The sequence below is a fragment of the Streptomyces sp. NBC_00306 genome, from assembly GCF_036169555.1.
In the GTDB taxonomy this organism is placed as follows: Bacteria; Actinomycetota; Actinomycetes; order Streptomycetales; family Streptomycetaceae; genus Streptomyces; species Streptomyces achmelvichensis.
In genome coordinates this window covers 2,166,817-2,181,696 of sequence record NZ_CP108032.1, presented here as the reverse complement: position 1 = coordinate 2,181,696, position 14,880 = coordinate 2,166,817, and the positions used below count along the sequence as shown (strand labels likewise).

13 protein-coding genes are annotated in these 14,880 nt (G+C 70.4%); 6 read left to right on the top strand and 7 right to left on the bottom strand.

Features of this window, described 5'->3' with window-relative positions; genetic code table 11:
• Positions 1-80 precede the first annotated feature (80 nt).
• Complete coding sequence (locus OHA05_RS09765; RefSeq protein ID WP_328860323.1) at positions 81-674, bottom strand: GNAT family N-acetyltransferase; 594 nt, start codon at positions 672-674, stop codon at positions 81-83.
• A 151-nt stretch (positions 675-825) separates the two neighbouring features.
• Between OHA05_RS09765 and OHA05_RS09760 the strand changes: the two genes are divergently transcribed.
• Positions 826-1,974 (top strand): serine hydrolase domain-containing protein, encoded by a 1,149-nt coding sequence (locus tag OHA05_RS09760; RefSeq protein ID WP_328860322.1) that lies wholly within the window; start codon positions 826-828, stop codon positions 1,972-1,974.
• Positions 1,975-2,056: 82 nt separating this feature from the next.
• Here the strand turns inward: OHA05_RS09760 and hemC are convergent, their stop codons facing one another.
• Positions 2,057-2,992, bottom strand: coding sequence for a hydroxymethylbilane synthase (hemC, locus tag OHA05_RS09755; protein WP_327684638.1), 936 nt, complete (start codon positions 2,990-2,992; stop codon positions 2,057-2,059).
• A 184-nt stretch (positions 2,993-3,176) separates the two neighbouring features.
• Between hemC and OHA05_RS09750 the strand changes: the two genes are divergently transcribed.
• From OHA05_RS09750 to OHA05_RS09740, 3 genes are all read left to right on the top strand, one after another.
• Positions 3,177-4,046 (top strand): HalD/BesD family halogenase, encoded by an 870-nt coding sequence (locus OHA05_RS09750; protein WP_328860321.1) that lies wholly within the window; start codon positions 3,177-3,179, stop codon positions 4,044-4,046.
• 114 nt (positions 4,047-4,160) lie between these two features.
• A complete protein-coding gene (locus OHA05_RS09745) occupies positions 4,161-5,018 on the top strand; it encodes a class I SAM-dependent methyltransferase (protein ID WP_313946750.1) in 858 nt (285 codons plus the stop codon).
• Between the two features lie 13 nt (positions 5,019-5,031).
• Positions 5,032-6,858, top strand: a complete 1,827-nt coding sequence (locus tag OHA05_RS09740; RefSeq protein ID WP_328860320.1) for a choline/carnitine O-acyltransferase — start codon at positions 5,032-5,034, stop codon at positions 6,856-6,858.
• Between the two features lie 357 nt (positions 6,859-7,215).
• Here the strand turns inward: OHA05_RS09740 and glnA are convergent, their stop codons facing one another.
• Positions 7,216-8,625 (bottom strand): type I glutamate--ammonia ligase, encoded by a 1,410-nt coding sequence (gene glnA / locus OHA05_RS09735; protein WP_313946752.1) that lies wholly within the window; start codon positions 8,623-8,625, stop codon positions 7,216-7,218.
• A 231-nt stretch (positions 8,626-8,856) separates the two neighbouring features.
• Here glnA and OHA05_RS09730 point away from each other — a divergent pair, with 231 nt between their 5' ends.
• Complete coding sequence (locus OHA05_RS09730) at positions 8,857-9,324, top strand: RDD family protein (RefSeq protein WP_313946753.1); 468 nt, start codon at positions 8,857-8,859, stop codon at positions 9,322-9,324.
• Between the two features lie 129 nt (positions 9,325-9,453).
• Here OHA05_RS09730 and OHA05_RS09725 read toward each other — a convergent pair whose 3' ends face one another.
• The 4 genes from OHA05_RS09725 to lipB all read right to left on the bottom strand — a co-directional run bounded on the left by OHA05_RS09725 (position 9,454) and on the right by lipB (position 12,621).
• Positions 9,454-10,161 carry a DUF4191 domain-containing protein gene (locus tag OHA05_RS09725; protein WP_313946754.1) on the bottom strand — a complete coding sequence of 236 codons (708 nt, stop codon included), beginning with the start codon at positions 10,159-10,161 and terminating at the stop codon, positions 9,454-9,456.
• Positions 10,162-10,180: 19 nt separating this feature from the next.
• Positions 10,181-10,390 (bottom strand): SCO2195 family GlnR-regulated protein, encoded by a 210-nt coding sequence (locus tag OHA05_RS09720; RefSeq protein ID WP_313946755.1) that lies wholly within the window; start codon positions 10,388-10,390, stop codon positions 10,181-10,183.
• Positions 10,391-10,721: 331 nt separating this feature from the next.
• The gene (lipA, locus tag OHA05_RS09715; RefSeq protein WP_328860319.1) at positions 10,722-11,687 is read right to left on the bottom strand and encodes a lipoyl synthase; all 966 of its coding nucleotides are present in this window, start codon (positions 11,685-11,687) and stop codon (positions 10,722-10,724) included.
• A 115-nt stretch (positions 11,688-11,802) separates the two neighbouring features.
• On the bottom strand, positions 11,803-12,621 hold the full coding sequence (gene lipB / locus OHA05_RS09710) for a lipoyl(octanoyl) transferase LipB (protein ID WP_313946757.1): 819 nt from the start codon (positions 12,619-12,621) through the stop codon (positions 11,803-11,805).
• A gap of 239 nt (positions 12,622-12,860) precedes the next feature.
• Between lipB and OHA05_RS09705 the strand changes: the two genes are divergently transcribed.
• Positions 12,861-14,303, top strand: a complete 1,443-nt coding sequence (locus tag OHA05_RS09705; protein WP_313946758.1) for a regulator — start codon at positions 12,861-12,863, stop codon at positions 14,301-14,303.
• Positions 14,304-14,880: the final 577 nt, after the last annotated feature.

Here is a 14,880-nt window from a genome sequence, read left to right as displayed (position 1 = left end):
CCCGGTGCGCTATATGTTGAGAGTGGCAAGGAGTCGGACTCTCCTTGCCCTTCGTCGTCTCCGGGCGTCCTTCGATCGATTCAGAGGCGGGCCGCGAGCCCCTTTCTCACCGCCGGCCACTCGTCGGCCAGGATCGAGAAGTAGACCGTGTCCCGCCAGGTGCCGTCCGGGCGCAGACGGTGACGGCGCAGGACTCCCTCCCGCTGGGCCCCGAGGCGCGCGATCGCCCTCTGGGAGCGGAGGTTCATGTGGTCGGTCTTCAACTGGACGCGGCCCATGCCCAGTTCCTCGAAGGCGTGGGCCAGGAGCAGCAGCTTCGTCTCGGTGTTGACCGCCGTACGCCAGAAGGCGCGGCCGTACCAGGTCCAGCCGATCTCCAGGCGCTCGTTCTCCACGTCGATGTCCATGTACGTGGTCCAGCCGACCGCCCGGCCGGTGGGGCGGTGGACGACCGCGAAGGGGATGTACGTGCCGCGCGCGGCGCTGTCGAGCAGAGCGCCCAGCTTCTCGCCCAGTGCGTCCTGGGTGTGCGGTGTCGGCCCGCCCTGCCAGCGCCAGACCTCGTCGTCACCGCCACCCGCGGCGAACAGATCCGGGAGGTGGGCCGTGGTGAGGGCTTCGAGGCGTACGTGGTGGCCGGTCAGCGTGACGGGCGCGGGCATCGTGGCAGGCATGCGCACCGACGCTAGCCGGATTTTGTACTAGCCGCAACATGCGATCGCACTAGTGCAAAATGCGGAAGGGTGTTCCGACGCGTCCCGATGATTCCCCGCCCCGATGGAAGTCTGTCTCTGCGACGGCACCCGGCGAACAGAAGGCGGAGCGATGACCAGCCTGCACGACATCCTGAAGGACCAGGTCGACAAGGGATCGGTGCCCGGAGTCGTGGCCCTGGTGGCCCGCGGTGACCGGGTCGAGGTGGAGACCGCCGGGTCCGTCGACGCCGAGGGCACCGCTCCGATGGCCCGGGACTCGATCTTCCGCATCGCCTCGATCACCAAGCCCGTCGTCGCGGCCGCGGCCATGATGCTCGTCGACGACGGCGTCGTCGCACTCGACGAGCCGGTCAGTACCTGGCTCCCGGAGTTGTCGTCACCGGTCGTCGTGCGTACCCCGGACGCCCCGGTCGACGACGTGGTCCCCGCCGCCCGGCCGATCACCCTCTTCGACCTGCTCACCTTCCGCGCCGGATACGGCTTCCCGTCCGACTTCTCCCTGCCCGCGGTCGCCCCGCTGTTCGGCGATCTCAAACAGGGCCCGCCGCAGCCGCAGACGGTCGCCGGGCCCGACGCGTGGATGGCGGCCCTGTCCCGTATCCCGATGCTGCACCAGCCGGGCGACACCTGGCTGTACAACACCTGCTCCGACATCCTCGGTGTACTGATCGCCCGCGCCGCCGGACGGCCGCTGCCCGAGTTCCTCCAGGCGCGGCTGTTCGACCCGCTCGGCATGACCGACACCGCCTTCGCCGTCCCGGCCGGCGAACGCGGCCGCTTCACCTCCGCCTACCGGGAGGGGCAGTCGGGCGGCCTCGACCTGATCGACGCCCCCGACGGGCAGTGGAGCACCCCGCCAGCGTTCCCCTCCGGTGCGGGCGGACTGGTCTCGACCGCCGACGACTGGCTCGCCTTCGGCCGCATGCTCCTCGCCGGAGGGACCGCCGACGGCCGCAGGCTGCTGTCGGCCGCGTCCGTACGGCAGATGACCACCGACCATCTGACGGCGTCCCAGCGCGCGGACAGCCACCTGTTCCTGGAAGGCCAGGGCTGGGGGTTCGGTGGCTCGGTCGACGTCGCACCGGTCGATCCCTGGAACGTGCCGGGCCGCTACGGCTGGGTCGGCGGCACCGGGACGGCGGCGCACATCACGCCGTCCACCGGTACGGTCGCGATCCTGCTCACCCAGCGGGAGATGGGCGGGCCGACCCCGCCGGCCCTGATGCGTGAGTTCTGGCGGTACGCGGCCGACGCCTGAGCCGCGGCCGTACGAGGGCGGGGGCGCCCGGCACCGTACGGGCCCGGGCCCCGCGTACGCCTTCACGCGCCCAAGTGGGACCTCAGTGCGCGATCCCGTCGATCAGCTCCCGTGCACCCTGCCGCAGCAGCGCGACCGCCACCGACGTCCCGAGCGTCGCCGGGTCCAGCGGGCCCGCCCACTCGTGTGCGTTCAGCACCCGCTTGCCGTCGGGCGTGAAGACCCGCGCCCGCAGCGACAGGTCCCCGGAGCGCTCCGCCCGCGCATACCCCGCGATCGGCGAATTGCAGTGGCCCTGAAGGACATGGAGGAACATCCGCTCGGCCGTCGCCTCCCGGTACGCCGCCGGATCGCCGAGCCCGCTCACCGCGTCGATCGTCGCGGTGTCGTCCTCACGGCACTGGAGCGCCAGGATTCCCGCACCGATCGGCGGGCACATCGTCTCGACCGACAGGACCTCGCTGATCACGTCCGTACGCCCGATGCGCTCCAGACCGGACACCGCGAGCAGCAGCGCGTCCGCGTCCCCGGCCGCGAGCTTCTCCAGCCGCCGGTTGGCGTTGCCCCGCATCGGCACGCACTCCAGCTCCGGGTGCGAGGCGGCCAGTTGCGCGATCCTGCGCACCGAGGACGTACCGATCCGGGTCCCGGCCGGCAGCTCGTCCAGGGTGAGCCCCTCGGGATGGATCAGGGCGTCCCGGATGTCGTCCCGCTCCAGGAAGGCGGCGAAGGTCGTCCCGGCCGGCAGCGGCCGGTCCGCGGGCACGTCCTTGACGCAGTGCACCGCCAGATCCGCCTCCCCGGCGATCAGCGCCGCATCCACCTCCTTGGTGAACGCGCCCTTTCCGCCAAGCTTGGCCAGGTCCCCCATCCAGCGGTCCCCGGACGTGGTGACGGGCACGACCTCCGTACGGATTCCGGGGTGCAGCGCGGTCAGTTCGGCGCGGACGCGCTCGACCTGGGCCAGAGCCATGGGCGAGGAACGGGAGACGATACGGATGAGGTCAGGCGCAGACATGCGGACCACCATAGAGCGTCCCGCTCGACGATCGTTCCACTCCCGGCCGACTCCCGGCACGTTCACCGCCCGGCCACACCCCTCTGCGCAGTGTGACGAGTCACAGACAACCCGCCGGTGCTGTGGGAGCTTCAACTCTGCTGCTCTTCAGGTGAGTTGGGACCAAGGATGAGGGACTGATCGAATGAGCACCCTGGAAGCCCTGCCACTCGGCCATGTGGTCGACACCGCCCGCTACCCCCTGTCCGACCTCGAAGGCGCCGAAGGACAGGCCGTGGTGTCCCGCGCGCGTCGCGAACTCGCCACCACCGGCTGCACCGTCCTGACGGACTTCATCCGTGCCGACCTGCGCGACGTGCTACGGCAGGAGTGCGCGGACATCGCCCCCCGCGCCCACTTCGACGTCGAGACCGTCAACGTCTACAACATCGCCGTCGACTCCGACCTCCCGGAAGGGCATCCCGGCCGGACCACGTTCCGGCGGGGCAACGCCTTCGTCGCCCGCGACCGGGTCCCCGAAGCCTCCCTCATCAGCCGGCTGTACACCCATCCCGACGTCCAGTCCTTCGTCGCCCGCTGCTTCGGCCTCCCCGAACTGCACGAACTGGCGGACCCGCTGTCCGGTCTCGTGCTCAATGTCGTCGAGCCCGGTATGGAACACCCCTGGCACTTCGACACGAACGAGTTCACCGTGAGCATGCTGACCCAGCAGGCGGAGGCGGGCGGCGTCTTCGAGTACTGCCCCGGCATCAGGTCCGCCGAGGACGAACGCTTCGACGACGTACGGGACGTGCTTCAGGGGCGTGGTGAGCGGCTCGTCCGCCGGCTGCCGCTGCAACCCGGCGACCTCCAGCTGTTCAAGGGCCGCTACTCGCTGCACCGCGTCAGCCCCGTGCGCGGCGACCTCGCCCGCCACTCGGCGATCTTCGCGTACAGCGAGCGGCCCGGCGTCATCGGGAGCGTGGCGAGGACCCGCCAGCTCTTCGGCCGGGTGCTGCCCGAGCACATCGAGGCGGAGGGGCGGGCGGTCCGCGGCGACCGGCTGCTCGACTGACGTACGGCCCGGATGCCGGCCGAGCAGCCGATCGGCCGGCGTACGGCCCCCCGGCGGGCGGTGAACCGCCGCCGTTTCCCGGCGCATTTCCCCCTGGCGACCCATCGAGGAGTCATGCCTGTGCGTTTCGACGCGACCGGAAAAGTCACGCTCGACCACATCTACACACAGCCGGATCCGCGCGCCTACTTCAGCGTGCTGCGCCCGCTCGGCTACTGCGTTCCCCAGCAGGCCAAGCCCTATTTCGAGAAGCTGATCAAGGAGTACCGAGAAGCCCGCAACGTCGAGGTGCCCCAGGTCCTGGACATCGGCTGCTCGTACGGGATCAACGCCGCGCTGCTCAAGTACGACGCCACCATGGACGAGTTGTACGCCCGCTACTGCGGCGACGAGGAGCGGGACGCCGCCGAGGAGGACACGCGGTCGCGGGAGGAACTCGTGGCACGGGACCGCGGGCTGTCCCGGTCGCGGCGGCCCGCCAACGGCCTGCGCGTGGTCGGACTCGACACCTCGGCGCCCGCGCTCGACTACGCCCGGGAGTCCGGCTTCCTCGACGATGCCGTCCACGCCGACCTCGAACGGAACGAGCCGACCCCCCGCCAGCGCGCCCAGTTCGCCGGGACCGACCTGGTGATCTCGACCGGCTGCCTCGGCTACGTCACCGAGCGCACCCTGCTGCGTGTCGTCGAGGCGCAGGAGGGCGGCCGGCCGTGGATGGCCCACTTCGTGCTGCGGATGTTCCCCTTCGACTCCGTCGAACGCGCGCTGGACGGCCTCGGCTACCGGACGATCCTCGTCGACGAGGTCTTCAAACAGCGCCGTTTCGCCTCCCCGGAGGAGCAGGCTCTCGTCCTCGACGGCATGTCGGCCGCGGGGGTGGATGCGCGGGGCCTGGAGGCGGAAGGCTGGCTCCACGCACAGCTCTATCTCTCCCGGCCGCAGGACACACCACCCGTGCCCACCACGATCTGAATCGAGTACAGAAGTGAAGATCAGTCAGGAAGCAGCAGGCAATGCGACCTTCGCCCAGGAGGAGAGCCTGCCGCGGGTACCGCTGCCCGCCCTCGAGGCGAGCTGCGAGCGGTTCCTCACCTGGTGCGCGCCGCTGCTGTCCGCCGGCGAACTGGAGGCGACCCGGGCGGAGGTGGCCGAGTTCCTCCGCCCGGACGGCCCCGGCCGGGTCCTGCACGGCGCCCTGGAGGAGTACGACGCCGCCGAGGGCGTGCACAGCTGGCTCGACACCTTCTGGCCGTACCGCTACCTGGGCCGCCGGGACCGGATCGCCCTCAACGCCAACTTCTTCTTCCTCTTCCAGGACTCCGACAAGCCGCAGGTGGAACGCGCGGCCGGGCTCATCGCCGGGGCCCTCGACTACAAGAGGCAGCTCGACCAGGGGCTGATCGAGCCGGTGGTGCAGCGGGGTGTGCCCCAGTCGATGGTGCAGAACGCCTTCCTGTTCTCCACCACCCGCATTCCCGGGGCGCAGCTGGACTCCGTCCGCGCCCCGTACACCGACGCCTGGCCGGGCCCGTCCGCGGCCCGGCACATCGTCGTCTTCTTCCGCGGCGCGATGTTCCGGCTGGAGGTGCTCGGGCCGGACGGTGCGCCGCACAGCCTGGAGGACCTCGAGGCGGGCCTGTGTGCCGTCATGAAGGCCGGGGGCGAGCCCGACGCCGACACCTCGGCGGGTCACTTCACCACCATGGCCCGCGCGGAGTGGGCGGCCACCCGCGAATCCCTGATCGCCGGCCACCCCGTCAACGCGGCGGCCCTCGACGACATCGAGACCGCGCTGTTCTGTGTCGCTCTGGAGGACTTCGCCCCGGCGGACATCCAGGAGGCCTGTGACGAGCTGCTGTACGGCGACCGCGGCAACCGCTGGTTCGACAAGGCCGTGTCCCTGATCGTGTTCGCGGACGGCCGGGCCGGTATCAACGTGGAGCACTGCGAGCTGGACGGGACGACCATCCTCAGCTTCGTCGACGCGCTGCTGAACACCCCGGCGGAGGAACAGTCCCGGCGGTCCGGCGCCCGCCCGCAGGGCCTGCCGGCCCTGGAGCCCATCGTCTTCGAACTGGACGAGGCGCAGCGCGACCGGGCCCGGGCGGCCGCCGAGGCGTTCGCCGCGTACGGGGCCGCAACGGCCACCAGGACCGTGTCCTTCGAGGACTTCGGCAGCAGCGCGGCGAAGGCTCTCGGGGTGTCGCCGGACGCCTTCGTCCAGGTCGCCTACCAGCTCGCCCACCGGCGCGCGAAGGGGCACCTGGGCGCCACGTACGAGTCGATCGCCACCCGGCAGTACCGGTACGGGCGCACCGAGGCGATGCGGGTCGTCACTCCCGAGATGGTCACGTTCACGGACACGATGGAGGACCCGTCGACGGACACGGAGACCCGTCGCGCCGCCTTCCACGCCGCGGCCCGCGCGCATGTGACCCGCGCGAAGGAGTCCCAGGCGGGCCAGGTCCCCGAGCAGCACCTGTGGGAGCTGGAACTGATCCAGCGCCGCCGGGGCGCGGAACTGGGCGTACCGGAACAGCCCGCGCTGTACCGCACCCCGGGCTGGCTGACGATGCGCGACGACTACCTGAGCACGAGCTCGGCACCCTCGGCCAACATCCAGTACTTCGGCTTCGGCTCGACGAGCAGCCGCTGCATCGGCATCGCGTACGTGCTGCTCCCGGAGCGGTTCAACCTCTACCTGAGCACACCTCTGGCGGTGGCGGACCAGATGGAGAGCTTCGCGGAGGAGCTGCGGGGGGTGGTGACGGAACTGAGGGGTCTGCTGGCGGACGGCACCCCCAGCCGGTAGGGGGCCGCGCCTCAATGGCCGGCGGGGCTGGAATGGCCCGGTTGGCCTCTGGGCAAGGGGCCGCACATCAAGCCCGTCCGGCGATTGAGGACATGCCCGCAGGGCATGCGGGACAGTCCGGGCGGGGGGCCGGGTTCGAGGTGCGGCCCGGTTGCGGGGCTCCGCCCCGGTCCCCGCGCCTCAATCGCCGGCGGGGCTGGAATGGCCTGGTCCTTCGCGGCGAAGCCGAACGGGCCGGGCTGCAACCGCCTGGTCGCAAGCAAAAGGCCGCCGGCCGCGCCTCCCCGCAAGGGAAGCGCGGCCGACGGCCCACAGACCGCACAGGAGAGCAGAAGCCCGCTCTGACCTGCGGCGTTCTTAGATGTCGAAGTACAGCTCGAACTCGTGCGGGTGCGGCCGCAGCTGGATCGGGGCGATCTCGTTCGTCCGCTTGTAGTCGATCCACGTCTCGATCAGGTCGGACGTGAACACGCCACCCGCCTGGAGGTACTCGTTGTCCGCCTCCAGCGCGTCCAGCACCGCCGGGAGCGAGGTCGGGACCTGCGGGACGCCCGCGTGCTCCTCGGGGGCCAGCTCGTAGAGGTCCTTGTCGATCGGCTCCGCCGGCTCGATCTTGTTCTTGACGCCGTCCAGGCCCGCGAGCAGCAGCGCCGAGAACGCCAGGTACGGGTTCGACGACGGGTCCGGGGCGCGGAACTCGACGCGCTTGGCCTTCGGGTTCGAGCCCGTGATCGGGATACGCATCGCAGCCGAGCGGTTGCGCTGCGAGTACACCAGGTTGACCGGCGCCTCGAAGCCCGGGACCAGGCGGTGGTAGGAGTTCACCGTCGGGTTGGTGAAGGCCAGCAGCGACGGCGCGTGCTTGAGGATGCCGCCGATGTAGTACCGGGCGGTGTCGGACAGGCCCGCGTAGCCCTGCTCGTCGTAGAACAGCGGCACGCCGCCCTGCCACAGCGACTGGTGGACGTGCATGCCCGAGCCGTTGTCGCCGAAGATCGGCTTCGGCATGAAGGTCGCGGTCTTGCCGTTGCGCCAGGCGACGTTCTTCACGATGTACTTGAAGAGCATCAGGTCGTCGGCCGCGGCCAGCAGCGTGTTGAACTTGTAGTTGATCTCGGCCTGGCCGGCCGTGCCCACCTCGTGGTGCTGGCGCTCGACCTGGAGGCCGTTCTTGTCCAGCTCCAGGGAGATCTCGGCACGCAGGTCGGCGAAGTGGTCGACCGGCGGGGCCGGGAAGTAGCCGCCCTTGTAGCGGACCTTGTAGCCGCGGTTGTTCTCGAGCGCACCGGTGTTCCAAGCGCCGGCCTCGGAGTCGATGTGGTAGAAGCTCTCATTCGCCGACGTCTGGAAGCGGACGTTGTCGAAGACGTAGAACTCGGCCTCCGGGCCGAAGTACGCGGTGTCCGCGATGCCGGTCGACGCGAGGTAGGCCTCGGCCTTCTTGGCGATGTTGCGCGGGTCGCGGCTGTACTGCTCGCCCGTGATCGGGTCGTGGATGAAGAAGTTGATGTTGACGGTCTTGTCGCGGCGGAAGGGGTCGACCCGGGCGGTCGACAGGTCCGCGCGGAGCGCCATGTCGGACTCGTGGATGGCCTGGAAGCCGCGGATCGACGAGCCGTCGAAGGCAAGCTCGTCGTCCGGGTCGAACGCCGCTGCGGGGATCGTGAAGTGCTGCATCACGCCCGGCAGGTCGCAGAACCGGACATCGATGAACTTGACATCTTCGTCAGCGATGAACTTCTTCGCGTCGTCGGCGTTCTGGAACATCCAACTCCTCCTACTCCCGACCCGGGAGGGGCGGGGTTGCAGCTCGGTTGTGCGGCCAGTGCGGTGGCACACGCTGGGACCCGACCTTAGGCAGACGGGATTTCTCCAGCATGACCCATTTGTTTCGCCCAAGTTAACCGGGCGGGGTGGATCGAGAGAGTGACATGCCCGCGAGGAACGGCCGGGGGCCCGGGCGGAAGGGCGCGAATGCGGGCGCAGTACCGTGGACGGGTGGACAACAGGCAAGCAATCGGATCGTGGCTGTCCGGCCCCCGCGCGGCGGCCGAGGACATGGGCGCCGAGTTCGGTCACCGGGGCCGGCGGCTCGGTCTGCCGGAGTCGGGGCCGGGTTCCATCGCCCCGCTCGGGCGGCGCTTCGGCGCCCTTTTCGTCGACTGGGGGCTCTGCCTCCTGATCGCATACGGGCTCTTCGCCCAGGGTGACCGGCAGGCGGCCGGCAACTGGGCTCTCGGCATCTTCCTCGCCCTGGGGCTGCTGACCGTGGGCACGGTCGGTTTCACCCCGGGCAAGCGGCTGCTCGGGCTGCGCGTCGTGTCCGAGGAGGGCGGCCGGCTGGGCTTCGTCCGGGTCGCCGTGCGGACCGTACTGCTCTGCCTCGCGATCCCGGCCCTCATCTGGGACCGGGACGGCCGCGGACTGCACGACCGCCTGGCCCGCGCCGTGCAGGTCCGCATCTAGAGAGCGCACACCGAGCACGGCACACCGAGCACGCACGCCGAGCACGGCACACAGCAGAGCAGGCAAGAAGGGGCGGCCGGGACACATGTCCCGGCCGCCCCTTCTGCGTGTTCGTCGCGCGTGTGCGCGTCAGCGCATCTTGCCACCGCGCGGCATCCGCATGCCCTTCGGCATCGGCCCCTTCGGCAGCGGCATGTTGCTCATCAGGTCGCCCAGCGCCCGCAGCCGGTCGTTGGCGGCCGTGACCTGCGGTCCGGTGAGTACGCGGGGGAGCTTGAGCATCGTGGTGCGCAGCTTCTTCAGCGGCACCTGGCCCTCGCCTTCGCCCACCACGATGTCGTGCACCGGCACGTCCACCACGATCCGCGCCATGCGCTTCTTCTCGGCCGCGAGCAGCGACTTCAGCCGGTTCGGGTTGCCCTCGGCCACCAGGACGATGCCGGCCTTGCCGACGGCCCGGTGAACGACGTCCTGGCTGCGGTTCATCGCGACGGCGGGAGTCGTCGTCCAGCCGCGGCCCACGTTCTGCAGGACGGCGGCCGCCGCACCCGGCTGGCCCTCCATCTGTCCGAACGCCGCCCTCTCGGCCCGGCGCCCGAAGATGATCGCCATCGCGAGGAAGGCGAGCAGGAAGCCCAGGATTCCGAGATAGATGGGATGACCGATCAGGTAACCGATCGCGAGGAGGACACCGAAGGTGACGATTCCCACACCCGCGAGGATCAGACCGATCTTCGGGTCGGCCTTCCGGGTCATCTTGTACGTCAGGGCGATCTGCTTGAGCCGCCCGGGGTTCTCAGCGGACTCGCCGCTGTCAGAGTTTGCCTTCCTCGCCATACCGGGAAGTTTACGTGGCCTAGGAAGTGCGTCCGGCCACGGCCTCGAGTACGTGCTGGGCCTCGACGCGGTCCTTGGCCCGGCGGCGGTCCTCCAGGACCGATGTCCAGGCGTTGCGCCGGGCGGTGCGCTGCCCGCTGCCGAGGAGCAGCGACTCCATGGCGCGCAGGGCGTCGGTGACGGACGGGATGGCGGTTGCGCTTACGGGACGTACTGGCGCGGCCTGCATGGTGACGGTCCCCCTCGGGGTGGGTGACGACGGAGTGCGGGTGTGCTCGGCGCGGTGCGGTGGGCGACTCGCCCTGACCGGATGCGGGGAGCTGTCCGGGGAGCGCCGAGTGCGGTGCGTAAAGCCAGAGTCACTGATTGGTGTTACCAGCGCATGACTGACGGGTCAAACACCGATGAAACCTTTACGCCCCGCCCGCGGACACTGACGCGGCCCGTACACCCGTCCCGACCTGCGGGGGGCGTACGAGCCGCGTCGAACTCGCCGTTACTCGGCGGTAGTCACTTGTGCCCGATTTCACACGGTCCGGGCGTCGTCGGAGGCCGGTCCGTCAGCCCGTCTTTCCGGCGGCGACCGCATTGCGGCGCTCCATGGCCTGCCCGAACAGCCGGCCCGCGCGGTACGACGAGCGCACCAGCGGACCCGACATGACACCGGAGAAGCCGATCTCCTCGGCCTCGTCCTTCAGCTCCACGAACTCGTGCGGCTTCACCCAGCGCTCGACCGGGTGGTGGCGCACGGAGGGGCGGAGGTACTGCGTGATGGTGATCAGCTCGCAGCCGGCCTCGTGCAGGTGCCGCAGTGCCTCGCTGACCTCCTCACGGGTCTCGCCCATGCCCAGGATGAGGTTCGACTTGGTGACCAGCCCCGCCTCGCGGGCGCGGGTGATCACCTCCAGGGAGCGCTCGTAACGGAAGCCGGGGCGGATCCGCTTGAAGATCCGCGGCACGGTCTCGACGTTGTGCGCGAGTACCTCGGGGCGCGAGGAGAAGACCTCGGCCAGCTGCTCGGGCACCGCGTTGAAGTCGGGGATGAGGAGCTCGACCTTGGTGTGGCCGCCCTCGCGCTCCGCGGTCATCGTGTGGATCTGGCGCACGGTCTCCGCGTACAGCCAGGCGCCGCCGTCGTCCAGGTCGTCGCGGGCGACGCCGGTGATGGTGGCGTAGTTCAGGTCCATCGTGACGACGGACTCGCCCACCCGGCGCGGCTCGTCACGGTCGAGGGCCTGCGGCTTGCCCGTGTCGATCTGGCAGAAGTCACAGCGCCGGGTGCACTGGTCGCCACCGATGAGGAAGGTCGCCTCGCGGTCCTCCCAGCATTCGTAGATGTTGGGACAGCCCGCCTCCTGGCACACGGTGTGCAGTCCCTCGCTCTTGACGAGTTTCTGCATCTGCGTGTACTCGGGGCCCATCTTCGCCCGGGTCTTGATCCACTCGGGCTTGCGCTCGATGGGGGTCTGGCTGTTCCGGACCTCCAGGCGCAGCATCTTGCGTCCGTCGGGTGCGACAGCGGACACGTCGGCGCCCCTTTCTGCGATCGCGCGGCATTCGATTCTGCGGCGCACACCAGGGTACGCCCGTCAATTGTTCGGCCCTACGTCCGGCCAACCCGCGGACCCAGGGGTGCATTCCCTATACGGCGGCTTCCACGGTCACATCCGGGGCGGCGTCCACGATCCTCGGCCGCAGCTCCGCGTTCTCCAGCACGGCCCGGAGGTGCTTCTCCACGACGGGGAGCACCTCCTCCATGGTCACATCCCGGCCGAGCTCATTGGCCAGGGAGGTGACTCCGGCGTCCCGGATGCCGCACGGCACGATCCGGTCGAACCAGGTGTTGTCCGGGTTCACGTTGAGCGCGAAACCGTGCATCGAGACGCCCTTGGCGATACGGATGCCGATGGCGGCGAGCTTGCGGTCCTCGCGGCGCTGGCCGGCGTTGGACGGGGCGTACTCGGGCCCGTTCAGCCGGGGATCGAACTCCTCGTCCTCGAGCCGCGGGTCGAAGTCGAGCGACAGACCGCCGAGCGAGGGGCGCTGCTCCACCGGGTCGCCGAGCACCCACACGCCGCTGCGGCCCTCGACGCGGCTGGTCTCCACCCCGAACTCCGCGCACGCGCGGATCAGCGCGTCCTCCAGTCGGCGCACATGCGCGACGACGTCGACGGGACGCGGCAGCTTCAGGATCGGGTAGCCCACCAGTTGGCCGGGGCCGTGCCAGGTGATCTTGCCGCCGCGGTCGACGTCGACCACGGGCGTGCCGTCCAGGGGGCGCTCACTGTCGGCCGTACGCCGTCCCGCCGTGTACACGGGCGGGTGCTCCAGCAGCAGACAGGTGTCCGGGATCTCGTCCTGGAACCGGGCGGCATGGACCTCGCGCTGCTTCTGCCATGCCTCCTGGTACTCGACGGCGTCCTCGCCGAACCCCAGCCGGACGAACCGCAGCTCACTCACGGCAGTGCCTCCCTAGAACCTTCACCGTGCACATATGTGCGCCCCAGCCACTGTACGGCGGCTCGCGGAAATGCCGCCCGGGGGTGCCTGCCGTCAGTGCTTGTCAGCATCGACGCCAATCCTCACACGATCGGATGAATGTGGGGCGAAGGTGGCGGTCCGGGCGCGATGGGCCGCTAAATTCACGCCGTTCCATGAGGGCTGGCGACCGGCCCGGAAGGCAGGAGACCGCACAGCTGATGACGGAACGACCATCGCAGCGCATCCCCAACCGCCAGCTCGCCGCGCTCATCGCAGAAGCCGGATTCTCCAACGCAGGACTTGCCCGCAGGGTGGACCAGCTGGGACTCGAGCACGGCCTGGACCTGCGCTACGACAAGACGTCCGTGACGCGCTGGCTCCGCGGTCAGCAGCCGCGCGGGACGACGCCCGCGCTCATCGCCGAGGTGTTCACCCGCCGCCTCGGGCGCCGGCTGTCCGCCCAGGACCTGGGCCTGGACGCCTGTGCGCCGGTGTACGCGGGTCTGGAGTTCGCCGCGACCCCCGAGGAGGCCGTGGACATCGTCGGCGGTCTGTGGCGCAAGGACTCCGGCAGCCACGCGGAACTGCGGAAGATCGCGTTCACGCCCGCGGGGCTGGTCGTGCCGAGCCGGGACTGGCTGATCGGGCGGGCCGACGAGCGTGTGGGGCGGGGCGACGGGACGGGCGCCAGGGTGCCCGCCCAGGGCGGCACGTCCGCCGTACCGCGGCAGCGCGGCACCGCCGACCGCGGGCCCGGCCAGCGGGTGTCCGGCGGCGACATCGCGGCGCTGCGCTCGGTGGGCGAGCTGTTCCGCACGCTCGACCACGCGTACGGCGGTGGGCACGCCCGGCAGGCGCTGGTGCGCTACCTGGAGCACGAGGCCGAGCCGATGCTGCGCGGCTCCTACGGCGAGACGACCGGGCGGCGCCTGTTCGCCGCGGTCGCCGATCTGACCCGGCTGGCCGGGTGGACCTCGTACGACATCGCGGCGCACGGGCTCGCCCAGCGCTACTTCGTCCAGGCACTGCGGCTCGCCCAGGCGGCGGGGGACCGGGCGTACGGCTCCTATGTGCTGGTCACCATGAGCCGCCAGGCGGTCTACCTCGGCCACGGGCGCGAGGCCGTGCAGCTCACCCGGGTCGCCCAGCAGGGCATGGGGTCGGCGGCGCCGCCGCTGGTGCAGGCGATGCTGCACTCGGTGGAGGCGCGGGGGCACGGAGTCCTGGGCGAGGTCCGCGCGTGCACGGCGGCGCTGGTCCGGGCGGAGAGGGCGCTGGAGACGGCGCGGCCGGGGGACGAGGTACCGCACTGGGCGCGGACCTTCGACGAGGCACAGCTGGCCGACGAGATGGGCCACTGCCACCGGGACCTCCAGCAGTACCGCCCGGCGATCCAGCACGCGGAACGCTCACTCCAGCTCCGCGCCCCGGGATTCGCGCGCAGCCGCCTGTTCTGCCGGGTGGTGCTGGCATCGGCACGGCTGGGCCTGGGCGAACTGGACCAGGCGTGCGCGCTGGGCGCGGAGGCGGCGCTCCAGGCGTCGGAGATGCGGTCGGCGAGGGCGGTGGAGTACGTACGCGACTTCGAGCGCCGGCTGGAGCCGTACCGGGACGCGGCACCGGTGCGGGGGTACCGGGACAGGGTCTCGACACTGGGGTAGCGGCACGGCCGGGGGTCGGGTGTGCGGGCAAATTCAGCCTCGCCGGCGTTTGAGGCGCGGGGTTCGGGGCGGAGCCCCGGCACGGGGCTGCGCGTGGGTGTGTGCCGGCACGTCCTGCGGCCGTGTCCTCAATCGCCGGACGGGCTGGGGTGCCGTCCTTGTGAAGGCGCGGCATGTGGGGCGGAGCCCCGCCACGAGGGCGCGCGTGGGTGTGTGCCGGCACGTCCTGCGGACGTGTCCTCAAGCGCCGGACGGGCTTGAAGTGCGGGCAGATTCAGCCTCGCCGGCGTTTGAGGCGCGGGGTTCGGGGCGGAGCCCCGGCGGCGGAGCGGGGGCGACGACTTCACCGGCCCCGGCCGCACCTCGGTCATTTTCTATCTTTTTGCGCCTTTTGCCACTCGCGAATCAGTAAATATGTATCTGAAAGTAAAGCGCCATGGCGAAATGGCGGCATATTCGAACTTCTGGGCGTTAATGGTTGCGCACGCCAGTGGCCGTCATTTAGAACAAAAGGGCCTACCGGTCCTATACCGCGATTCGCGCACCAAGCACTCTCATTGCTGAGCAACAGGTGCAT